This window comes from Acutalibacter intestini, from assembly GCF_034334985.1.
Lineage (GTDB): Bacteria > Bacillota > Clostridia > Oscillospirales > Acutalibacteraceae > Acutalibacter > Acutalibacter intestini.
Map to the genome: position 1 here is coordinate 47,484 of NZ_JAWXXL010000005.1, position 20,111 is coordinate 67,594.

At 57.0% G+C, this 20,111-nt stretch carries 19 protein-coding genes; 16 read left to right on the plus strand and 3 right to left on the minus strand.

All coding sequences use genetic code 11. The annotated features are described in order from the left end of the window. Nucleotides 1–137: 137 nt before the first annotated feature. The 7 genes from U8U68_RS05870 (at nt 138) to mnmA (ending at nt 9,226) form a co-directional block, all read left to right on the plus strand. A complete protein-coding gene (locus U8U68_RS05870; protein ID WP_322199901.1) occupies nt 138–785 on the plus strand; it encodes a lysoplasmalogenase family protein in 648 nt (215 codons plus the stop codon). 662 nt (nt 786–1,447) lie between these two features. After that, entirely contained in the window at nt 1,448–2,905 is a 1,458-nt protein-coding gene (locus U8U68_RS05875) for a UDP-N-acetylmuramoyl-L-alanyl-D-glutamate--2,6-diaminopimelate ligase (protein ID WP_322199902.1), read from the plus strand. Nucleotides 2,906–3,244: 339 nt separating this feature from the next. Next, nucleotides 3,245–3,745, plus strand: a complete 501-nt coding sequence (locus tag U8U68_RS05880) for a GyrI-like domain-containing protein (protein ID WP_322199903.1) — start codon at nt 3,245–3,247, stop codon at nt 3,743–3,745. A 39-nt stretch (nt 3,746–3,784) separates the two neighbouring features. Next, the gene (locus U8U68_RS05885; RefSeq protein ID WP_322199904.1) at nt 3,785–5,119 is read left to right on the plus strand and encodes a C1 family peptidase; all 1,335 of its coding nucleotides are present in this window, start codon (nt 3,785–3,787) and stop codon (nt 5,117–5,119) included. A gap of 30 nt (nt 5,120–5,149) precedes the next feature. Further along, nucleotides 5,150–6,484, plus strand: coding sequence for a UDP-N-acetylmuramoyl-tripeptide--D-alanyl-D-alanine ligase (locus U8U68_RS05890; RefSeq protein ID WP_322199905.1), 1,335 nt, complete (start codon nt 5,150–5,152; stop codon nt 6,482–6,484). Nucleotides 6,485–6,617: 133 nt separating this feature from the next. Beyond that, the gene (locus U8U68_RS05895; protein ID WP_322199906.1) at nt 6,618–8,120 is read left to right on the plus strand and encodes a phosphohexomutase domain-containing protein; all 1,503 of its coding nucleotides are present in this window, start codon (nt 6,618–6,620) and stop codon (nt 8,118–8,120) included. Next, nucleotides 8,117–9,226 carry a tRNA 2-thiouridine(34) synthase MnmA gene (gene mnmA / locus U8U68_RS05900; protein ID WP_322199907.1) on the plus strand — a complete coding sequence of 370 codons (1,110 nt, stop codon included), beginning with the start codon at nt 8,117–8,119 and terminating at the stop codon, nt 9,224–9,226. Before U8U68_RS05895 ends, mnmA begins: the two co-directional genes overlap by 4 nt. On the opposite strand, the gene U8U68_RS05905 is transcribed toward mnmA, so the two are convergent. The 3 genes from U8U68_RS05905 to U8U68_RS05915 all read right to left on the minus strand — a co-directional run bounded on the left by U8U68_RS05905 (nt 9,195) and on the right by U8U68_RS05915 (nt 10,381). Beyond that, nucleotides 9,195–9,527 (minus strand): hypothetical protein, encoded by a 333-nt coding sequence (locus U8U68_RS05905; protein WP_322199908.1) that lies wholly within the window; start codon nt 9,525–9,527, stop codon nt 9,195–9,197. The two genes, mnmA and U8U68_RS05905, sit on opposite strands and share 32 nt — an antisense overlap. 15 nt (nt 9,528–9,542) lie before the next feature. Next, a complete protein-coding gene (locus U8U68_RS05910; protein WP_322199909.1) occupies nt 9,543–9,923 on the minus strand; it encodes a hypothetical protein in 381 nt (126 codons plus the stop codon). A gap of 209 nt (nt 9,924–10,132) precedes the next feature. Beyond that, complete coding sequence (locus U8U68_RS05915; protein ID WP_322199910.1) at nt 10,133–10,381, minus strand: hypothetical protein; 249 nt, start codon at nt 10,379–10,381, stop codon at nt 10,133–10,135. 315 nt (nt 10,382–10,696) lie between these two features. On the opposite strand from U8U68_RS05915, the gene U8U68_RS05920 reads away from it, so the two are divergent. The 9 genes from U8U68_RS05920 (at nt 10,697) to wecB (ending at nt 20,072) form a co-directional block, all read left to right on the plus strand. Then, nucleotides 10,697–11,164, plus strand: coding sequence for a YfcE family phosphodiesterase (locus U8U68_RS05920; RefSeq protein WP_322199911.1), 468 nt, complete (start codon nt 10,697–10,699; stop codon nt 11,162–11,164). Between the two features lie 22 nt (nt 11,165–11,186). Then, a complete protein-coding gene (gene pyrE / locus U8U68_RS05925; protein WP_322199912.1) occupies nt 11,187–11,849 on the plus strand; it encodes an orotate phosphoribosyltransferase in 663 nt (220 codons plus the stop codon). A gap of 546 nt (nt 11,850–12,395) precedes the next feature. Continuing rightward, nucleotides 12,396–13,124 (plus strand): 16S rRNA (uracil(1498)-N(3))-methyltransferase, encoded by a 729-nt coding sequence (locus tag U8U68_RS05930; RefSeq protein WP_322199913.1) that lies wholly within the window; start codon nt 12,396–12,398, stop codon nt 13,122–13,124. Further along, nucleotides 13,121–13,846 carry an elongation factor P 5-aminopentanone reductase gene (ymfI, locus tag U8U68_RS05935; protein WP_322199914.1) on the plus strand — a complete coding sequence of 242 codons (726 nt, stop codon included), beginning with the start codon at nt 13,121–13,123 and terminating at the stop codon, nt 13,844–13,846. The genes U8U68_RS05930 and ymfI overlap by 4 nt, the downstream gene beginning before the upstream one ends. After that, complete coding sequence (locus U8U68_RS05940) at nt 13,843–14,700, plus strand: HAD hydrolase family protein (protein ID WP_322199915.1); 858 nt, start codon at nt 13,843–13,845, stop codon at nt 14,698–14,700. Before ymfI ends, U8U68_RS05940 begins: the two co-directional genes overlap by 4 nt. Nucleotides 14,701–14,712: 12 nt before the next feature. Beyond that, complete coding sequence (locus U8U68_RS05945; RefSeq protein ID WP_322199916.1) at nt 14,713–15,843, plus strand: CDP-glycerol glycerophosphotransferase family protein; 1,131 nt, start codon at nt 14,713–14,715, stop codon at nt 15,841–15,843. Between the two features lie 356 nt (nt 15,844–16,199). Then, entirely contained in the window at nt 16,200–17,606 is a 1,407-nt protein-coding gene (locus U8U68_RS05950; protein ID WP_322200016.1) for a sugar transferase, read from the plus strand. 267 nt (nt 17,607–17,873) lie between these two features. Continuing rightward, nucleotides 17,874–18,611 (plus strand): WecB/TagA/CpsF family glycosyltransferase, encoded by a 738-nt coding sequence (locus U8U68_RS05955; RefSeq protein ID WP_322199917.1) that lies wholly within the window; start codon nt 17,874–17,876, stop codon nt 18,609–18,611. Nucleotides 18,612–18,941: 330 nt separating this feature from the next. Continuing rightward, nucleotides 18,942–20,072, plus strand: a complete 1,131-nt coding sequence (gene wecB / locus U8U68_RS05960) for a non-hydrolyzing UDP-N-acetylglucosamine 2-epimerase (RefSeq protein WP_322199918.1) — start codon at nt 18,942–18,944, stop codon at nt 20,070–20,072. The last annotated feature ends 39 nt before the right edge of the window (nt 20,073–20,111 follow it).

A 20,111-nucleotide genomic window follows, 5' to 3' on the forward strand; every position in this document is an offset into this window, starting at 1 on the left:
CCCTTGAGAGCTATCCAGGAGATGGATCTGCCCCTGTGGAGCGGGTGCCGTACTACAACAATTTTCCTCTTGCGTTAGACTGAAAAGAAGCCTATAATCATATTGATTATGGAATATTGAAAAAGGGAGACGTGGACATGAGCCTGCTGACCTATTCCTGCCTTGCGCTGCCCCTTTGGGGGGCGCTATTCGCCCTTTATTTTATTCTGCGTGGAGCCAAGTTGGCGCGGGAAAGTCTGATTGCCAAGTGCGCGGCCAGTTTTTTGGCTGTGGGTTCGGCAGGCCTTGCCCTGTGCCTGGGTGGGGAAAATCCCTTAACACAACCGGTGTTCTGGTTTTTTCTGCTGTGTACGGCGGCGGACGCTCTTTTAGAGCTGCAATTTGTCTTGGGGATGCTGGTGTTTGGCGGGGCCCATGTCTGCCTGGTGGTGTGGCTTTGGGGCCTGGCCCCGGTGAGTCCCTGGAGTCTGGCGGTGTGGGCGGCGGCCTATCTGGGGGTGGCCTGGCTGTTCCGAAAAGAGCTGCCCACCCTGGGCAGGCTGACCCTGCCCTTTTGTCTGTACCCAGCACTGCTGGGGGCCTCGCTGGCCCTGGGGGTGGTGCTGCCCTTTACAGCGGGGGCAGAATACTGGCCCCTGGCTGTGGGGACGGCGTGCTTTTTCGTCTCGGACATGATGGTAGCCAAGGGAGAGCTGAGCCACTTGCCGGACTTTTGGCATAAGCCAGTGATGCTCCTGTACTGGGCGGCTCTATACCTGATCGCAGCGCCTCTTTGGGGCAGATAAAACAGGTGGTGAAAAGTTTTCTCCTTGCTGTTTAGGGCTTGTTTGAACATAGAGGGAATGACGGATTCTTGACCAGAAGTGGTCAGCTTCCAGGAGAAAACCACAAGAAATCCTTGCGGTATTACGAGGACTTTCGACGCGGAAGAGGGCCGCTTCTGGGTGAAAAGACGGCGTTTTCCATGTTTCAAACAAGCCTTAGAAAAGCTAAAGCCCCACTGAAGCCTTTTGGACTGTAATTGGTCCAGAGGCTTGGTATGCAAAAGTACAGGAGCGCCTGGGTTCGCCTTGGGATTGTAGGACAGAAGGGGATTTGCGGGAGGCTACGAAATACACTTTCTAAGGCACGAATATACACAACCGGGCACACAATCGAAGGGGGGCCGCCCCGCTTTAAAAAGCGGGATGCAAAAGGAAAGAAAGCGGAAATTGCTTAAAATCGCACCACACTGGCTAAGGCTTGTTTGAAAAATCGCAAACACTGTCTTTTTCCCGGTCCGGGCGGATTGGTGTGTGGAAAATCCTCGTAATACGAAAGGATTCCTTGCGGCTTTCTTCGTCAAACCGCACCGGCCAGGGCAAAAAGACGGCACTTTCTCTATTTTCAAACCAGCCCTAAAGTGGAACGCATCTCACTAAAAATGGAAAGAAAGGACTTATTTTTTATGCTTCTCTCAAAGCTGCTGGCTTCCCTGGGCCTGACCGGGGGCTTTCAGGATGTGGAAATAACCGACTTGGTCTACGATTCCCGCAGGGCCTGCCCTGGCTGCGCGTTCTTTTGCCTGCGGGGATCCGCCTCGGATGGCCACCGGTTTGCCGCCGGGGCGGCCGGGGCTGGGGCTGCGGTGGTGATTGCCCAGGAACCGGTAGAGGCCCCTGGAACCCAGGTGATCCTGGTGGAGGACACGAAAAAGGCCCTGTCTCTAATGAGCGCCGCCTTTTTCGGCGATCCCGCCAAGAACGCCCTAAAGGTCATTGGCATTACGGGCACCAAGGGCAAGACCACCACGGCCTATATGATCCGTTCCATCCTAGAAGCCGCCGGGCACAAGACCGGGGTGATGGGCACCATTGGCGCGGTAATCGGGGAGGAGGTGACCCCGCTGCCCAACACCACCCCCATCAGCTACGAGGTGCAAAAGCACCTGCGCCGGATGGCGGACAGGGGCTGCGAATATGCGGTAATGGAGGTCAGCTCCATCGGTCTGAAGGACGACCGGGTCTACGGCCTGCCCTTTGCCCTGGGGGTGTTTACCAACTTCTCCGAGGACCACATCGGCGGTGTGGAGCACAAGGATATGGCGGAGTATCTGGCCTGCAAGGCTATGCTGTTCCGCATGTGTCCGGTGGGGGTGGTGAACGCCGACGACCCGGCCGCAGAGGAGCTTTTGGCCCAAAGCGCCTGCACGGCGTACCGCTACGGCTTCTCCCCCGCCGCCCAGCTGCGGGGGGAAAACTGCCGCCATCTGAGCCGGCCCGGGATGCTGGGGGTGGCCTTTGAGGCGGCCGGGGACCTAAGCTTTACCGTCCAGGTGGGGGTTCCCGGGAAATTCAACGCTTACAACGCCTTGGCGGCTATTGGCTGCTGCCATCAGCTGGGGATTTCTGTAGAAGCCATGAAAGAGGGGCTGCGCGCGGTGCGGGTCAAGGGCCGGGTGGAGCCGGTGCCGGTGCCCGGCCCCTATACCCTGCTGCTGGACTATGCCCATAACGCCGTAAGTATGGAGAGTCTGCTGCGCACCCTGCGGGAGTATGAGCCCCGGCGGCTTATTTGCCTGTTCGGCGCGGGAGGCAACCGCCCCAAGGTGCGCAGGTATGAAATGGGGGAGGCCAGCGGAAGGCTGGCGGACCTGTCAGTGGTTACGGCGGACAATTCCCGGTTTGAGGACGTGCTGGACATTATAGAGGATATAAAGGTAGGTTTGGGCAAGACCAGCGGGGAATATATGGTGATTCCGGACCGTCGAGAGGCGATTCGGTGGTGTCTGGAGAATGCCCAGGAGGGAGACATCATTGTGCTGGCGGGCAAGGGCCATGAGGACTACCAGGAGATTCAGGGGGTGAAGCATCCCTTTGACGAGCGGGCGGTCATCCGGGAAATTCTGAATTGCCTTAGCAAATAAACGGACTTTAAACAGTGAATATGGTTCAAAGGAATCAGAATGATTGTTTGGATCCAAGGTGGAAGCCCCGCCGCACCCGCAACTTGGCTTTGCGGATTTTTAAGGCAACCCCGCACCATTCGCGGCTGGAGCCTTAAGCACCGTCTTGCTTGCAGATTTTCCGTGATAGCGCACAGCTTTCGCTGGTCAATGGTGAGATGGACGGCGCTCAATCTGTACCCTCTCACGAAAAATCTGACTGCCCAATACGGTACTTAGAATTCTGCGGTATTGCCTTAAATGCGTTTACAGTACCGCTCCCTTCGGATAAGGGAATACAAAAACGGAGAGGAATTTCTAATGGACAAAGACATCGTGACCTATCAACGGCACTTGGACGATTTTTGCTTCCTTGGAAACACAAATGTTGTAGACGACAGCTCTGACTTTGCCGCGATATGGGATAATTTTTTTCAAATGGGCGGGTATGAGCCCATCCTGCCCTACGCGGTGGATGAAAAACCCATTAATGTGTGGTTCCATGGCCCCCAGGGCCAGCGGGTCTACTGCCAGGGCCTCTTTGTAAAGAATGTGGACCATACGCCTGAAGGCTACACTTTGATGGACTTCCCCGGCGGCGACTATCTGGCCGTCACCACGGAGTGGATGGAGACCAACGAGGAAGCTGTGGGGGACGCTGGAAACGGCCGCTGTAACGAGTATGCCGACACGGTAGAGATACCCGCGGGCTGGGTGCGGGCCGACGGGCCAGAGTCCTTGATATTTCGGATAGAGAAGGAGAACGCAAACACGCCCCAGGGCAGCCGCTACGAGGTATGGGTGCCCATTTGGAAAATATAAACCCAGCGATCTGGGAAAATAAAAATGGAGGGAATGCACATGAACAAAATCATCGAAGCCGCTTTGCTGGAATCCTTTGAGAGGAATTTTGCCGCCGATCCCGCTAAGCGCGTTGCCCAGCGGGCCGCTACTGCCAACGGGATTGGCAAAGCTGCCCTAAACCCCTTTACCCAGCGGGAGGACAGATACCAGTTTTCTGTTCAGCTGGAGGGAGGCAAAATCACCAACCAAAAGGCCTCTGGCCGCTGCTGGATGTTCGCCGCTATGAATACCATGCGGATGGAAGTGATGAAAAAGCTGAACTTGGAAACCTTTGAGCTCTCTCAAAACTACCTGCTCTTCTTCGATAAGCTGGAAAAGTCCAACTATTTTTTAGAGGCCATTCTGGAAACCCTGGATGAGCCCACGAACGGCCGGCTGATTGCCCATCTGCTGATGGCCCCCCTGAACGATGGAGGCCAATGGGATATGCTGTGTAACCTGGTGGAAAAATATGGCGTGGTGCCCAAAGACGCCATGCCCGAAACCGTGTGCTCCTCCGCCACAGGAGAGGTGACCTCCTATATGACCCGCAAACTGCGGGAGTTCGCCTGCGTTCTGCGGGAGGGTCACGCCGCGGGCAAGACCGCCGGAGAGCTGCGGGAACAGAAAGAGGCTATGCTGGCTACCATTTACAATATGTTGTGCGTTGCTTTGGGGCAGCCTCCCAAGACCTTCACCCTGGAAGTCCGGGACAAGGACAAGAAATTTATTCGCGATACCTGCCTGACCGGTAAGGCTTTTTATGAAAAGTATGTGGGCTGGGACCTTTCGAACTATGTGAGCTTGATCAACGCGACCACTGCCGATAAGCCCTTCCACAAGACGTTTACAGTGAAGCTGCTGGGCAATGTGATAGAGGGCCGGCCAGTGAAGTACCTAAACCTGCCGGTGGAGGACCTAAAGCAGGCCGCCATCCGCCAGATGCAGGACGGAAGCCCGGTGTGGTTTGGCTGTGACGTGGGCAAATGCTCCACGCGGGATGGAGGCATTATGGACCTGGAAGCCCTGAAGGTGAACGAGCTCTTCGGCACCGAGTTTGGCATGAACAAAGCCCAACGTCTGGACTATGGAGACAGCCTGATGACCCACGCCATGGTGTTCCAGGGAGTAAACCTGGACGAGGAGGGTAAGCCCACCCGCTGGCGGGTAGAAAACAGCTGGGGCAAGGATGCCGGTGTAGACGGCTACTATGTGATGAGCGACCAATGGTTTACGGAGTATACCTACCAGGTGGTGGTACATAAAAAGTACCTCTGCGAGGAACAGCAGAAGGAACTGGAGCAGGAGCCTATTCAGCTGGAGCCTTGGGATCCCATGGGCTCGCTGGCGTAAGCGCGTAAGAAAACAAAGAGGTGTTTTTTCATGAATCTCAGCATAGCCCAGATCCTGTCCGCCACAGGCGGCCGGCTGCTTTGCGGCAGGGAAGAGACCAGGGTTACCCATTTTATTACAGACAGCCGCCAGGCCGGGGCCGGGGCCATGTTTGTGCCGGTCCGGGGTGAGAAGGTGGACGGCCACGCCTTTATTGGGGCGGCCATCTCTGCCGGGGCCTGTGCCGCCTTTACAGACCATCCCCTGCCCCCTGGGGCCGGGGCCCTGGTTTTGGTGGAGGACTGCCGTGCCGCCTTACAGCGGACCGCGGCCTGGTACCGGGAGGGCTTTGATATTCCCATTGTGGGTATCACGGGCAGCGTGGGAAAAACCACTGCCAAGGAGATGGTGGCCCAGGCCCTTTCCGCCGGATTCCAGGTGCACAGGACCGCCGGCAACCAGAACAGCCAGGTGGGGGTGCCCATCACTGTGTGCGGCATGGGGCCAGAGCACACTGCCGCAGTGATTGAGATGGGCGTCAGTATGCCCGGGGAAATGGAGCGTATTGCCCGGGTGGTGAAGCCTACCTGCGTGGTGATGACCAATATCGGCACGTCCCACATAGAGTTCATGAAAACCCAGGAAAATATTTTGGCCGAGAAAGCCCGTATTGCCGGCTACCTGTCCGGGGCGGGCGCGCTGTTCGTCAACGGCGACGACCCGCTGCTGGCAGGCCTGCCTGGCGCCGTGCGGTTCGGCCTGGGAAAAAGCTGCCAGTGGCAGGGCGTGGACCTGGCCAGCACCCCAGAGGGCCAGGCCTTTACCTGCCTAGGCCCCGGGGGAGAGCGGGTGCCGGTACAGCTGCCAGTGGCTGGGGAACACAATGTGCGCAACGCCCTGGCCGCCCTGGCAGTGGCCGCACACCTGGGAGTCCCCCTGGAGGACGCGGCCCGGGCCCTGACCGCCTATGAGCCCCCGGCCATGCGCCAGCAGATGAAAGAGAGGCGGGGCGTCACCGTAATCGACGACAGCTATAACGCGAGCCCGGACTCTATGCGCAGTTCCATAGACGTGCTGGCTTCCCGGGTAGGGGGGCGGCGGATCGCCGTTTTAGCCGGTATGCTGGAGCTGGGCAGCTATTCCCGGCAGGGACACCTGGACACTGGCCGCTACGCCAAGGAGAAGGGTGTAGAACTGCTGGCGGTAGGCGAGCTGGGCCGGGAGATTGCAGAAGGCTATGGCCCAGGGGCAGGGTGGGCTTCCACCAACCAGGAGGCGGCAGATCTGCTGAAAGGGACGCTGAAGTCTGGGGACAGTGTACTGGTGAAAGGCTCCCGGGGGATGCGGACCGAGGAGATTGTAGCCCAAATATTGGCAGAAGGTTAAATTTGTGACAAAAAAGCGGACTTGTGACCCTTCGGCAAGCCTGCTTTTTTTTGCGCTTCCACCGATTGACCTTGCGTCCTCTTCCGGTTTTTGGTATAATCAAAACAAATCAACACAAGAGGGAGTCTTTCCGGTGGATTATCTAAAACTAAAAAGCGGCACCGACGTGCGTGGGGCCGCCATAGAAACAGAAAAAGATGGGCCCGTGCAGCTGACAGACCAGGCTGTGGGAGACATTGCCGCAGCCTTTTTGTGCTGGTGCGAAAAAAGGCTGGGCCAGCCAGCCAGCGGCCTGCGGGTGGCTGTGGGCCGGGATTCCCGGCTCTCTGGGCCGCGCATAGTTGCCGCCCTTCAAGAAGCCCTAACCCGCTACGGCTGTACATGCTTTGACTGCGGCCTGGCTTCTACCCCCTCCATGTTCATGGCGGTCCTGGACCTGCCGTGCCACTGCGCCATCCAGGTGACAGCCAGCCACCATCCCTTTCACCGCAATGGGCTAAAGTTTTTTACCCAGGACGGGGGCCTGGACAGTGGCGACATTACAGAAATTTTAGAGGCCGCCAATACGGGCGCCGCCCCCCGGCCCGCCCCTGGGGGCAGTTGGAACCAGTCGGACCATATGGCCCAGTACGCCGCCCACCTGCGGCAGCTGATTATGTCCGGCATTAGAGCGGCGGACTATGAGCATCCCTTGACTGGCTTTAAAATTGCGGTGGATGCGGGCAACGGAGCTGGTGGCTTCTACGCCAGTCAGGTGCTGGCTCCCCTGGGCGCGGACGTGTCTGGCAGCCAGTTTCTGGAGCCGGACGGCCACTTCCCCAACCATATTCCCAACCCGGAGGATGCCAAAGCCATGGACGCAGCCTCTCAGGCCGTGCTCTCCTCTGGCGCGGACCTGGGGGTGATCTTTGACACGGATGTGGACCGGGCCGCTGTGGTGGACCGCCAGGGCCGGGAAATCAATCGCAACCGGCTGGTGGCTTTGGCCTCGGCCATTGCCCTGGAAAACGCCCCTGGGGGCATGGTGGTCACAGACTCCATTACTTCGGACGGACTCCACGAGTATATCGAGACCGCCCTGAGGGGAAAACACCGGCGGTTTCAGCGGGGGTACAAAAACGTTATTAACGAGGCCCTGCGTATGAACGCCCAGGGAGTGGATTGCCCTCTGGCCATTGAGACCAGCGGCCACGCGGCCCTGCGGGAAAACTACTTTTTAGACGATGGGGCCTACCTGGTGACAAAAATTATTATCAAGATGGCGGCCCTGCGCCAAGAGGGCCGGGACCTGGAGGACCTGCTGGCTCCCTTAAAAGAACCTGTGGAAACTTTGGAGGTGCGGGTGCCCATTTTAGAGACGGACTTCCGGGCCCGGGGTAACCGGCTCATCGGGGACCTGGAGGCCTACGCCAAAGAAATGGGCTGGCAGGTTGCTCCAGACAACTTCGAGGGGATCCGGGTGTCCTTTTCCAAGGGCCAGGGCGAGGGCTGGTTCTTGGTGCGGCTGTCGGTCCACGACCCCATTTTGCCCATCAATATTGAGAGCGACGCCCTGGATGGGGTGGAGATGATCCGGGGCCGGCTGCGGCGGTTCTTCGCACAGCACAGCCAGGGCCTGGACTTGGCAAAGCTATGACCAGGGGGAAGCCAAAGGCCCTAGTGGCTATGAGCGGTGGGGTCGATTCCAGCGTAGCCGCCCTGCTGCTGGCCCGGGAGGGCTATGACTTGATGGGCGTAACCTTGAAGCTTTTTTCTAATGAGGACGCACTGGCGGACCCAGGGGAAAAGGCCTGCTGCTCTATAGACAGCGTTAACGATGCCCGAGCGGTGTGTGCACGGCTGAAGATGCCCTTTTATGTGTTCAACTTCTCAGAGGAATTCCGCCGCCAGGTGATGGACCGCTTTGTAGGGGCCTACGCCCGGGGAGAAACCCCCAATCCCTGCATTGACTGCAACCGTTACGTGAAGCTGGGAAAGCTCTTTCATCGGGCGGAGGAGATTGGGTGCCGGTATGTTGCCACTGGCCACTATGCCCGGGTAGAGTGCTGCCCAGAAACTGGGCGCTGGCTGCTGAAAACAGGCCTGGACCCAGACAAAGACCAGAGCTATGTGCTCTATAACCTGACCCAAAAGCAGCTTTCGATGCTGCTTTTGCCCCTAGGAGGCTTGTCCAAAGCCCAGGTACGGGAACTGGCCCACCAGGCGGGCTTTGTCAACGCTCACCGCCAGGAGAGCCAGGACATCTGCTTTGTGCCAGACGGAGACTACGCCGGATTTATCCAGCGGCATGCAGGCAGGACTTTTCCCGCTGGAGATTTTACTGGCACGGCGGGGCAGGTCTATGGACGGCACAGGGGGATTATCCACTATACCGTAGGCCAGCGGAAGGGCCTGGGGCTGTCTTTCCCCCAGCCCATGTATGTATGCCAGGTGGACCCCGTAGCCAACCAGGTGGTGCTGGGGGAACACAAGGAGCTTTTTTCAGACCGCCTAACCGCCCGGGACCTGAACTTTATCTCCGTGGCGGACATTCAAGAGCCCATGCGGGTCCAGGCGAAAATCCGCTACCGGCACGGCGCCCAGCCTGCCCATGTAGTGCAGACCGCTCCTGACACCCTGCAAGTGGTGTTTGACGAGCCCCAGCGGGCCATTACCAGGGGCCAGGCAGTGGTGCTGTACCAGGGAGACGTGGTGGTGGGTGGGGGCACTATTACATCAGCAGGAAAAGGAGAGCAAACATAAGCTCGTTGTTTCCCCCGTCGCCCCCCAGCAGGAGGAGAAGCGCCAAAAGCAGGGTGCGCTCCCGATCTTGGAAAAGTTCGTCCAGCAGGCTGGGAGTGGCTGGAGGAGTGGCAGGGGCGGCCGGCTGGGGGGGCTCTGCAGGGGGTGGCGGCGAAGGCTCCGGCTGGGGCGGCTCCTGGTGAGGCGTAGTTGGCATTGGCTGTGGGGAGCGGTTTCGGCCCTGCTGCCGTGCCCGAGACTGCATCTCCCGGGCGCGGCGGGCGGCTTCCTCTTGCATACGGCGCAGATCCATCTCGGGCATGGCAGGGACCTCCTTTTACTTTCCCAGCCCCGCGCTGCCCAACAGAGGGAGCAGACGCATGAGCTGTAAAATTTTTACCGCTTCGTCGATCTTCTGCTGTCGGGCTCCGCTAAGCAGGGGCCGCAGGGCCTGTAGCAGCCGGGTGGAATCGTCTTCCCGGTTAATCTGGCTTAGCAGGGGGGCCAGCCTGGCCACCAGGGCCAGGGTGTCTGGCGGCCCCAGAGCGCTTGTGGAGTTCTGACTGGGGTGATCCTGGGGCGTACTGCCCCCGCCGGCCAAAGAGCCCAGCATCCCTGCTAAAGCAGAGAGGTCTGGCCCGCCGCCTCCGCTGGCCGGAGCGCTTTGGGCGGCAGGGGCAGCCTGGGCCGCGTCTTGGGAAAGGCCTAGAGAACTCATGACGCTTTGCAGCTGACGCATACTATTGGGATCGGACAGAAATTGCGTGATTTGTTGATTCAGGTCGTCCAGGCGGACCGCCCCCTTTCCTGATTATATAGTAACCCCACTTTAAAATCGGTAGATACCGATTTTAAAGCTAGGCAGCTACGCTGCCTGGCTCAAAAGAGGTAAAATGCCTCTTTTGAACTGTGTTAACTATACCAGACTTACTTTCCTCCTTGCAGCATCTGTAGCAGCTTTTGGGCCTGGGGGCTGGATAGAAGCTTTTGGGCCGCCTGGGGGTCTGAGAGTACCTTTTGCATGGCTTCACTCTCTGGGGCGCTTACATTGCCCAGCAGTTTGGCCAGCTGGCCGTTTTGGGCTGCCTCTTTCAGCGCTTCGGGAGTGGACCCCATGCGCTGGGCGGTTATTTTTAACAGGGCTTCCAGCCGGTTGTTGGAGCCATTATTGTCCATTGGGAAAACCTCCTTTTCTCATGGAAATGGGAGAACATATGGTGAAGAGCCAGTTTGATCGCCCGCTTTAAAAGCGTCACTTGTCCCTCTTGCGGCTTCCATCTGTTTTTTCTGGGGTTTGGTTAGAATAGAGATAATAGGCAGATAGATATTTTGACGCTGTCTGCTGCTGAAAAAGGGATTTTGGCAAATGTTCCAGCTATTAAAGAGGATGCTGGCCCTTTCCATACTATGCGTCTGCGGCGGGTTTGATTCATCCGACGGAACACAGAACAGGCGGAATCGTCGCCTGACGAAAATTTGGGAGGAGTAGAAATGCGTATTTTAGTGATGTCCGATACCCATGGGGACAGTGAAAGCCTGCGCCGGGCCATTCTTGCCCAGCCCAAGGCCGAGGCTGTTATCCACCTGGGAGACGGAGAAGAAGAAATGGAACGGGCCCGGCGGAACTTTCCAGAAAAGACCTTTCTGCCGGTGCGGGGCAACTGCGATTGGGGCTCCACCCTGCCGGTAACCGGAGAGTTTGAGGCCCAGGGCGTGAAAATCTTCTACACCCATGGCCACCTGTACGGGGTAAAGTCTGGAGACTACCATATCCTTGCGGCGGCCCGGGAACACAAGGCCCAGGTGCTGCTTTTTGGCCACACCCATTTGCCCCGGGAGGACTATGAGGACGGCCTGTACATTATGAACCCCGGGCGGCTCAGCGGCTGGGGGGCCACCTACGGCATTCTGGACATTACGCCCCAGGGCATTGTCACCAATATCATGAAATTATCATAATTTTGAAAAGGAGAGCCTACGGATGCTTACCCAAAAGAAAAAGGAATTTATCGAGTTTATGCTTTCCGCCAATGTACTGCGCTTTGGAGAGTTCGTTACAAAAAGCGGCAGGAATACCCAGTACTTTGTCAACACCGGCCTGTACCGCACTGGGGCCCAGATCTCGCGCTTGGGAAGCTACTATGCCGCTTTGGTAATGGAGGCCACAGGCGGCCGCTTTGACGCACTGTTCGGCCCGGCCTATAAGGGAATCCCTTTGGCCACAGCCTGCGCTACAGCCCTGTGGCGGGACCACCAGGTGGACAAGCCGTACTTCTTCAACCGAAAAGAGGCCAAAGACCACGGCGAGGGCGGCGTCACGGTGGGGTATCAGCCCAAAGACGGCGACCGCCTAATAATTATTGAAGACGTGATTACAGCGGGCACCGCGGTGCGGGAGTCCATGTCCATTTTAAAGGCTTGCGGGGACGTGAGGGTTTCGGATGTGTTCATCAGCGTAAACCGTTGCGAGGTGGGCCAAACCCCGGGCAAGACCGCTATTATGGAGGTGGAAGAGGAGTTTGGCCTGAAGGTGCACCCCATTGTGACAGTGGTGGATATTCACGAATATCTAAAGGAGAATGGCGCAGACCCTGCCCTGGTGGCGGCCATGGAGGGGTATATGGAAAAATATTGTGTTTTGTAAAGGGCCAGAGTCTGTTAGAAAACGCCGAAACAGGGTCAGTTTTGCCCAGAAATGGTGGCTTCGGCATCAAAAAGCCTGGAAAGGTGCCAGCATTTCTTGCGGTTGTTTCCTGGAACCCACTTGTTTCTGAGCAAAAATCCAGCATTTTTCCGATTTGAAAAACAGATTCTAGGGATTGTTTGAAACATGGAAAACGCCGTTTTTTCCCAGAAGAGGCCCCGTTCCGCGTGAAAAATCCGGGTCAACCGCTGGGTTGACTTGCGGAATTCTCCTTGTAATGGACCTCCCCTGGTTAAAAATCCGCCATTCTCCCTATGTTCAAACAAAGGCCTAAGAGAAGCTTTCCGGCTTGACCATAGAGCCAGTGGAACACCCGATACACGGGTTTTATCTGAATGATCGCACAAAGCAGCATAAGACAGGGGGGACCAGGAGGACGGTGTGGGTCTGGGGAAAGCGGGCGGATAAGCGCAATGCCTCTACCAAGCCGGTAAACAATCCCCTGTGGGCCTATAGGCTATAAAAAAACAAGACAAGGAGTTCCCTATGCCCAGATTCTTTATCTCCGGCCCACCGGCCTCCCCTTTCTTGCTGGAGGGCGAAGCCGGACGTCATGCGGCCAAAGTTCTGCGCCTGCGCCCAGGCGAGGCGGTTACGCTGTGCAATGGCCAGGGGCAGGACTATCCCGCCGTGGTCCTGGAAACTGCCCCCGGGGGTCTTTTGCTGGATGTTGCCCCACCCACGCCCAGCCGGGGGGAACCTGCCGCCTGGGTCACAGTCTGCCAATGCCTGCCGAAGGGGGACAAGCTGGAAACTGTGGTACAGAAGTCTGTGGAATTGGGCGCCGCTGCGGTTTGGCCCATTGAGAGCAGCCGCTGCGTGGCCAGATGGAGCCCGGAAGCGGTGGAAAAGAAAACCGCCCGCCTGCAAAAGATCGCCCTGGAGGCAGCCATGCAGAGCGGCCGGGGAATTGTGCCGGAAATTCTGCCTCCGGCCCCACTAAAGGCCGCTTTAAAAGCTGCCGCGGCCCAGGGAGAGGCCCTGTTTCTCTATGAAGAGGGGATGGACAGCTTTAAGACGGCGCTGCAAACCGCGGGGCAAAAGCTCTTTCTCTTTGTGGGGCCAGAGGGGGGATTTGCCCCAGAAGAGGCTGCGCTGGCCCGATCCCTGGGGGCAAAGGTACTCAGCCTTGGGCCCCGGATTTTACGTGCAGAGACCGCGCCGTTGGCCGCGCTGGCCGCGATTTTTTATGAGAAGGGAGACTGGGAACGATGAGCACCGTGCTGGTCACAGGGGCGTCCGGGGGCATTGGCCAGGCGCTGGCTTTGGCCTTTGCCAAAAAGGGATATTCGGTGGCCGTCCACTATAACAGTCGCCGGGCAGAGGCTGTATCAACCGCAAAACAAATTATAGAGGACGGTGGGCGGGCCCAGGTCTTTGGGGCGGATCTGACCCATGAGGACCAGGTAGCGGAGCTGTTTGCGCAGGTGGAGGGCTCTTTGGGACCAGTGGAGGTATTGGTGAATAATGCGGGCGTCTCTTGGGTGGGCCTGCTAACAGACATGAGTCTTTCGGACTGGCGGCGGGTGATGGACGCCAATTGTACCAGCGCATTCCTCTGCTGCCGCAGGGCTTTGGGGCCCATGATCCAGGCAAAACGGGGCAGTATTATAAATGTCAGCTCTATGTGGGGGCAGTCGGGGGCCTCTTGTGAGGCGGCCTATTCCGCCTCTAAGGCAGCGCTGATTGGCTTGACCCAGGCTTTGGCCCAGGAGGAGGGTCCTTCGGGCGTTCGGGTAAACTGTATTGCCCCAGGGGCTATTGACACGCCTATGAACAGCCACCTCTCTCCAGAAGAAAAGGCGGCTCTGTGCCAGGACACTCCCCTGCTGCGGCTAGGCAGGCCGGAGGAGGTGGCCCAGGCAGCGGTATTTTTGGCCGAAAATCCTTTCATCACCGGTCAGGTGCTGGGGGTGAACGGGGGATACCTCATATGATGGAAAGAACTCTTTTTATCAGTGACCTGGATGGCACGCTATTAGACCAAAGGGACCGTCTGCCGCCTTTTACACTGGAGGTCTTGAACCGGCTGGTGGACCAGGGGGTGCTGTTTACCTTTGCCACAGCCCGGTCCTATCATTCGGCCAGGGTGGTGGCAAAAGGGCTGGCGCCCCGAATTCCATGGATTGTCCACAACGGCGCGTTTATGGTGGAGGGCAGCAGTGGCCGGCGGGTATTCGAAACCTTTTTCACCCCAGACCAGCGGGGGTATATTCTCTCCGCTAGCAGAAAGCTGGGACTTTGGCCCCTGGTGTACGCTGTGGTAGAGGGGAAAGAGCGGGTGCTATATTTAACCAGTAAGACAGACCATCCGGGGATGAGGCACTATCTGGATAGCCGCCGTACGGACCAGCGCCTGCGGCCGGTATATTCCCCGGAAGAACTGCTGGCGGGAGAGACCTATTATTTTACGTTTATTGAGGATGAGGCCGCGCTGGCTCCCCTTTGGGACCAGTTAGGCGGGTTGAACTGGGCCAATGGGACCTTTCAGCAGGACCTGTACCGGGAGGAATACTGGCTGGAGCTGACCCCAAAGCTGGCCACCAAGGCCCAGGCGGCGCTGCGGCTAAAGAAAGACTTGGGCTGCGGGCGGCTGGTGGCTTTTGGGGACGCCATGAACGACCTGCCGCTGTTTGCCGCAGCCGACGAAGCCTATGCGGTGGCCAACGCCATGGACCCGGTAAAGGCTGCGGCCACCGGGATAATCGGCAGTAATGAAGAAAACGGGGTGGCCAGGTTTCTGCTGGAGCTGGGCTCCTCTATCTGCCCAAACCGATCCTATCATCTATAGGGAGAATCCACTATGAACCTATTTCAGAAAATTCTTCGTAACACGCTTTGGAAGACTCTTTCCTTCCTGCCCAAAGACCCCCGCAAGGTTGTATGCCAAAGCTTCTATGGCCGGGGTTTTTCTGACAGCCCCCGGGCCATTGCTGAAGAGCTGCTCCGCCGGGACTGGAAAGTTTATTGGGTGGTGGGCTCCCCCGGGGACGCCGTCAGCCTTCCCCAGGGGGTAAAGCCTGTCCTGCTGGACAGCCCGAAAGCCATTTATCACCTTTGTACCGCTGGGGTTTGGGTGGACAACTGCCGCAAATGGGCCTATACCCAGAAGCGGGGAGCTACCCGTTATGTACAAACCTGGCATGGATTCCCCTTGAAGCGTATTGAGGGGGATGCCGCCGGAGCTTTGCCAGAGGACTACCTGCAAGCAGCGAAAAGGGACTCTGCGATGTGTGATCTGTTTATCTCTAATAGCAGCTTCCTCACAGAGATCTACCATAGGGCCTTTTGGTATGGGGGCCAGGTGCTGGAGTGCGGCTTTCCCCGCAACGACCAGCTCTTTGGCCCAAAAGAAGAGGCTGCCGCCCGGGTGCGAAAAGTTCTGGGAATTAAAGGAGACAAGCGCCTGGTGCTATATGCCCCCACCTTCCGCAAGGATAAGGGCCTTTCCGTTTATGATATGGACTACGCCCGGTGCGCAGCGGCCCTGGGGCAGCGCTTTGGGGGGCAGTGGCTGGTGGTGGCGAAGCTGCATCCCAACATTGCGGAAAAAGCCCGGGAGATGCACCTGGACCCAGCTTTGGTAGTGAACGCCTCGGACTACCCAGACATTCAAGAGCTCTATATGGCCTGTGACGGGCTGGTGACAGACTATTCCTCTGTGATGTTTGACTATATGAATACAGGCAAGCCTTGCTTTTTGTACGTGAATGATTTGGAGGACTATAAAAGCGACCGGAATTTCTACTTTGATCTGGACAAGCTGCCCTTTGCCCGGGCAGAGGACAACCAGGGGCTGGAGCAGGCGATTCTGACGTTTGATCAGAAGGCCCAGCTAGAAAGGACCCGAGCATTTTGTAAGGAGTTTGGCATCAAAGAGGCCGGCCATGCCGCCAGCAGAGTGGCGGACTGGCTGGAGGGGCAAAACGGATAAAGGCCGCCGTTTTGCCCCTTGGTCTAGTATAGTTCTAGCTTTTCCCCGCAAAATAGACAGGAAAAAGCCATATTAAAGAAATGTTAATAAACAGTGTTTTGCATTTACGGGCAGTATGTGCTATAATGTCCAAAGAATATTTGGGAAGTTGGTAAATAAAGGCCCTATCACTGAGCAAAGGCGTCGGGCGAGACCAGCGTTCTAATGTTGCTCAAAGCCATCATGCCGTGTAATATGTGGGTTCCCAGCAAAAGGCCGCCCCTTGACCGTGCGATGTGTCTGCCTTTGGATACTTTCTAGAATACTCCACCGTAAGGGTGGTTTATATATAAAGGAATGATGTTACTTTGCATGGAATGATAAAGAAACTAAAACGAACCGTGGTCTTTTTACTGAAGATGGCCCTGTTCGCCTCCCTTTTTGGCATCTTTTTCGGCATTTTTAGCATACACAACCCATGGCTTTTCAACCTCTCCCGTACCACGGGTGTTACCATGGTTACCTTTGTGGTGCTGGGCATTTCGCTGATGTCCGTATACGGCGGTTACGCGGTGGGTACCCAGAAGAGTAAACCGATTATTCACTCCATGGCCTTAGCCACTATTATTACAGACCTGGTTACCCATTTGCAGCTGTCTATTATGAACACCAGCCAGTTTAATAACGACCACTTTGTCTACGAAACCCCCCACCTTCTCCTACTGGTGATGTTTTTGCAGGTCCTTGTGATCATCTTTTTCGCCTATTTTGGCAACTATGTCTATTTTTCTTTGGAGCCGCCGGAGAACTGCTGCGTTATCTCCTCCTCCAGGCAGAGCCTGGGCAGTATTATCCCAAAGATTAAGCGGTTCCCAAAGCAGTACCAGATTGACGAGATGATCCGCTATGACGACCCAAAGGTGCTGGACATTATCCTGCGCAATGACACCGTGTTTCTGTATGACGTGCCTGCCAAAGAGCGCAATGATCTGATCTCCTTCTGTTACCAGACCCAAAAAAATATTTATTATAATTTTGAGACCATTGACGTGGTGGCCCAAGGGGCAAAGTACGTGGCCCTGGATGACAAATCCCTGGTGATGTATACTGCCAAGGACCTGACCATGGAACAGCGCATCATCAAACGGTTGACAGACCTGGCCGTGGCTGTGGTGGGTTTGGTAGTGGCCAGCCCTATTATGCTGGCCTGCGCTGTGGCCATCAAGTTAGACGACCACGGTAAGGTGTTCTATAAGCAAAAACGCTTGACCAAATACGGCCGGGTGTTTGAGGTGTACAAGTTCCGCACCATGAAGGAAGAGAACTCCATCCATAAGTCAGTAACAGCCAACGATGACCGGATTACCCGGGTAGGTAAGGTGCTGCGGAAGTTCCGGCTGGACGAGCTGCCCCAGCTGCTGAATATCCTGAATGGAGACATGACCGTGGTGGGGCCTCGTCCGGAGATGCTGGAAAATGTAGAAAAATACACCAGTGAGCTGCCGGAGTTTTCCTACCGGCTGCGGATGAAGGCAGGACTGACAGGCCTGGCGCAGATCTCCGGCAAGTATAATACTTCGCCCAAGGACAAGCTGGTGATGGACCTGATGTATATTGAGAACTATAGCATCTGGCAGGACTTTAAGCTGATCTTCCAGACCATTACCGTGTTTTTGAAAGCCTCGGAGAGTACAGAGGCCTTTGGCCAGGAGGAGCTATATGATTTTGACACAGACCGGGAACGGGACCGAAAAAAGAAGAAAGCAGAAAAAGAAGCGGACTAACTAAAAAAAGAGAACCACCCAGCGGCAGAAAGAGCTTTTGAGGATAGCGAAAGCTGCCTTGAATGGGGAAAGCGGCAGCTTTAAAACAGCGTTCCTGGACCGGCCCTGTAGGCAGCTGACCTTGCTAGGCGCGCCACCGCGTGAACAGGAAGCGGATGGACACGGTATGCTGGGCTTGAAACGGCCGGAAAGCAGACGCTTTCCCACAGTGGATGGGGCCAAAAAGCCAAGAAAATGAAGAATATAAAGAAAGGGGATTTTTAGGATATGGCGATTGAGGATTATCTGTGCCGGGCCTATGGCGGCACGGCGGATGACTACGCGAAAGAGGCCGCCAGAGCGATGCTGGCCGGGGAAAAGAAGTTCATTGTAACCGCGAACCCCGAAATTATTATGCATGCCGAAAAAGACCCCGCCATCCGGGAACTGCTGCTCTGGGATCAGGCGGAGATCGTTCCGGACGGCATCAGTGTGGTAAAAGCCATGGAAATGCTGGGGCTGCCCGCGAAAGAACGCATTACTGGGGTGGACCTGGCGGAAAAGCTGCTGCGGGAGGCCGGACGGGCAGGGAAAAGCGTCTTTTTGTTGGGCGCAAAGGAAGAGGTGGTCTCGGCCCTGGCGGAGAAGCTGAGAAAGACCTACCCCGCCATGACGGTACGCTACCGCAACGGTTATGAAAAGGATAAGGACGGCATTTTTGACCAGATTGCTGCCCAGGCCCCGGACCTTACGCTGGTGGCCTTGGGAGTTCCGGCCCAGGAGCTGCTCATTTACCGGCACCTAAAGGAGTTTTCCAAAGGGGTGTTTATGGGGGTGGGGGGCTCCTTTGACGTGCTTAGCGGCAGTAAGCGCCGGGCCCCGGCCCTGTTTGTAAAAACCAACACCGAGTGGCTGTACCGTATTGCACGTGAGCCCTCCCGGCTAGGGCGGTTTTACCGGAACAATATTCAGTTTCTGCGCCAAGTGAAAAAGAGCGCCGCAAACTCCGCCTCTAGTCCCCGCTAAGGGGCTTTTGGGTCCAACCCGGCAGGCTTCCGCCATAAAGCAGCGGGCTTGGGCGCATGGCGCGGTCTGGGTGTGGGGGAAAATGTTGGCAGACCGTGTGCCACCGAAACTTGTTTTAAGGCGGCAATGCCGCGCCGCTCTAAGTACTGTATTGCGCAGCCAGATTTTTTGTTAAATTGTACAGATTGAGGGCGGTCAAGCTGGAGATGGACACGGGGATCTGGGAGATATGACGGAAACTACGCAAGCGAGACGGTGCTTAAGGCCTTAGCTGCGAATTGTGCGGGGTTGCCTTAATAATGCATTATTTCGTAGATGAAGGAGGACGCAATGGATAAGATTAAAGTAATGTTAGTGTTCGGTACCCGACCCGAAACCATTAAGATGGCCCCTCTGGTAAAGGAGCTCTCCGCCCGGCCTGAGTTTGACTGCAAAGTTTGTGTGACTGCCCAGCACAGGCAGATGCTGGACCAGGTGCTGGAGGCCTTTCATATTGTACCAGATTACGACCTGGATATTATGCGCCCGGGCCAGACTCTTTCAGACATCACCGCTCGGGTGCTGAAGGGCCTGGAAGAGGTTATCCAAAAGGAGAAGCCCCACATGGTACTGGTCCACGGGGACACCACCACTACCTTTGCCGGAGCCCTGGCCGCTTACTACTGCCAGACCGCGGTGGGCCATGTGGAGGCTGGGCTGCGCACCCACAACAAGTATTCCCCCTACCCGGAGGAAATGAACCGGCAGTTTGTGGGCTGCATGGCGGACCTGCACTTTTCCCCCACCCAGCAGAGCCGCCAGAACCTGCTGGACGAGGGCAAGAAGGCGGAGTCCATTGTAGTGACGGGAAACACTGCCATTGACGCCCTTTCCACCACAGTGCGGGAGGACTATTGTGCCCCGGCGCTGGACCCAGTGCTGGAATGGGCCAAGGACTCCCGGCTGATCGTGCTCACCGCCCACCGCCGGGAAAATCTGGGCCAGCCCATGCACCGCATGTTCCGGGCCATCCGCCGGGTAGCGGAAGAATTCCCAGACGTAAAGGTGGTATACCCTGTACACCTAAATCCCCTGGTACGCCAGGCTGCGGAAGAGGAGCTGGGCGGCTGCCAGAGCATCCGGCTCATTGAGCCCATGGAGGTGGTGGAGTTCCACAACCTGCTGGCCAGGTCCTACTTGATTTTAACCGACAGCGGCGGCATCCAGGAGGAGGCGCCGTCTTTGGGCAAGCCAGTAATTGTGCTGCGGGACACCACGGAGCGTCCCGAGGGGGTGACGGCGGGGACCCTAAAGCTGGCGGGCACAGAAGAGGAGTCCATCTATGGGCTGGTGCGCCAGCTGCTGACGGACGGGGCCGAATACAAACGCATGAGCCAGGCAGGGAACCCCTATGGCGACGGCCAGGCCAGCAGGCGCATTGCGGACGCCATTGTGGAATATATGAAGGGTCGGGCCCAGTAAACTGTAACAAAACTCGCGGAAACAGAAACCGCGGCAAAG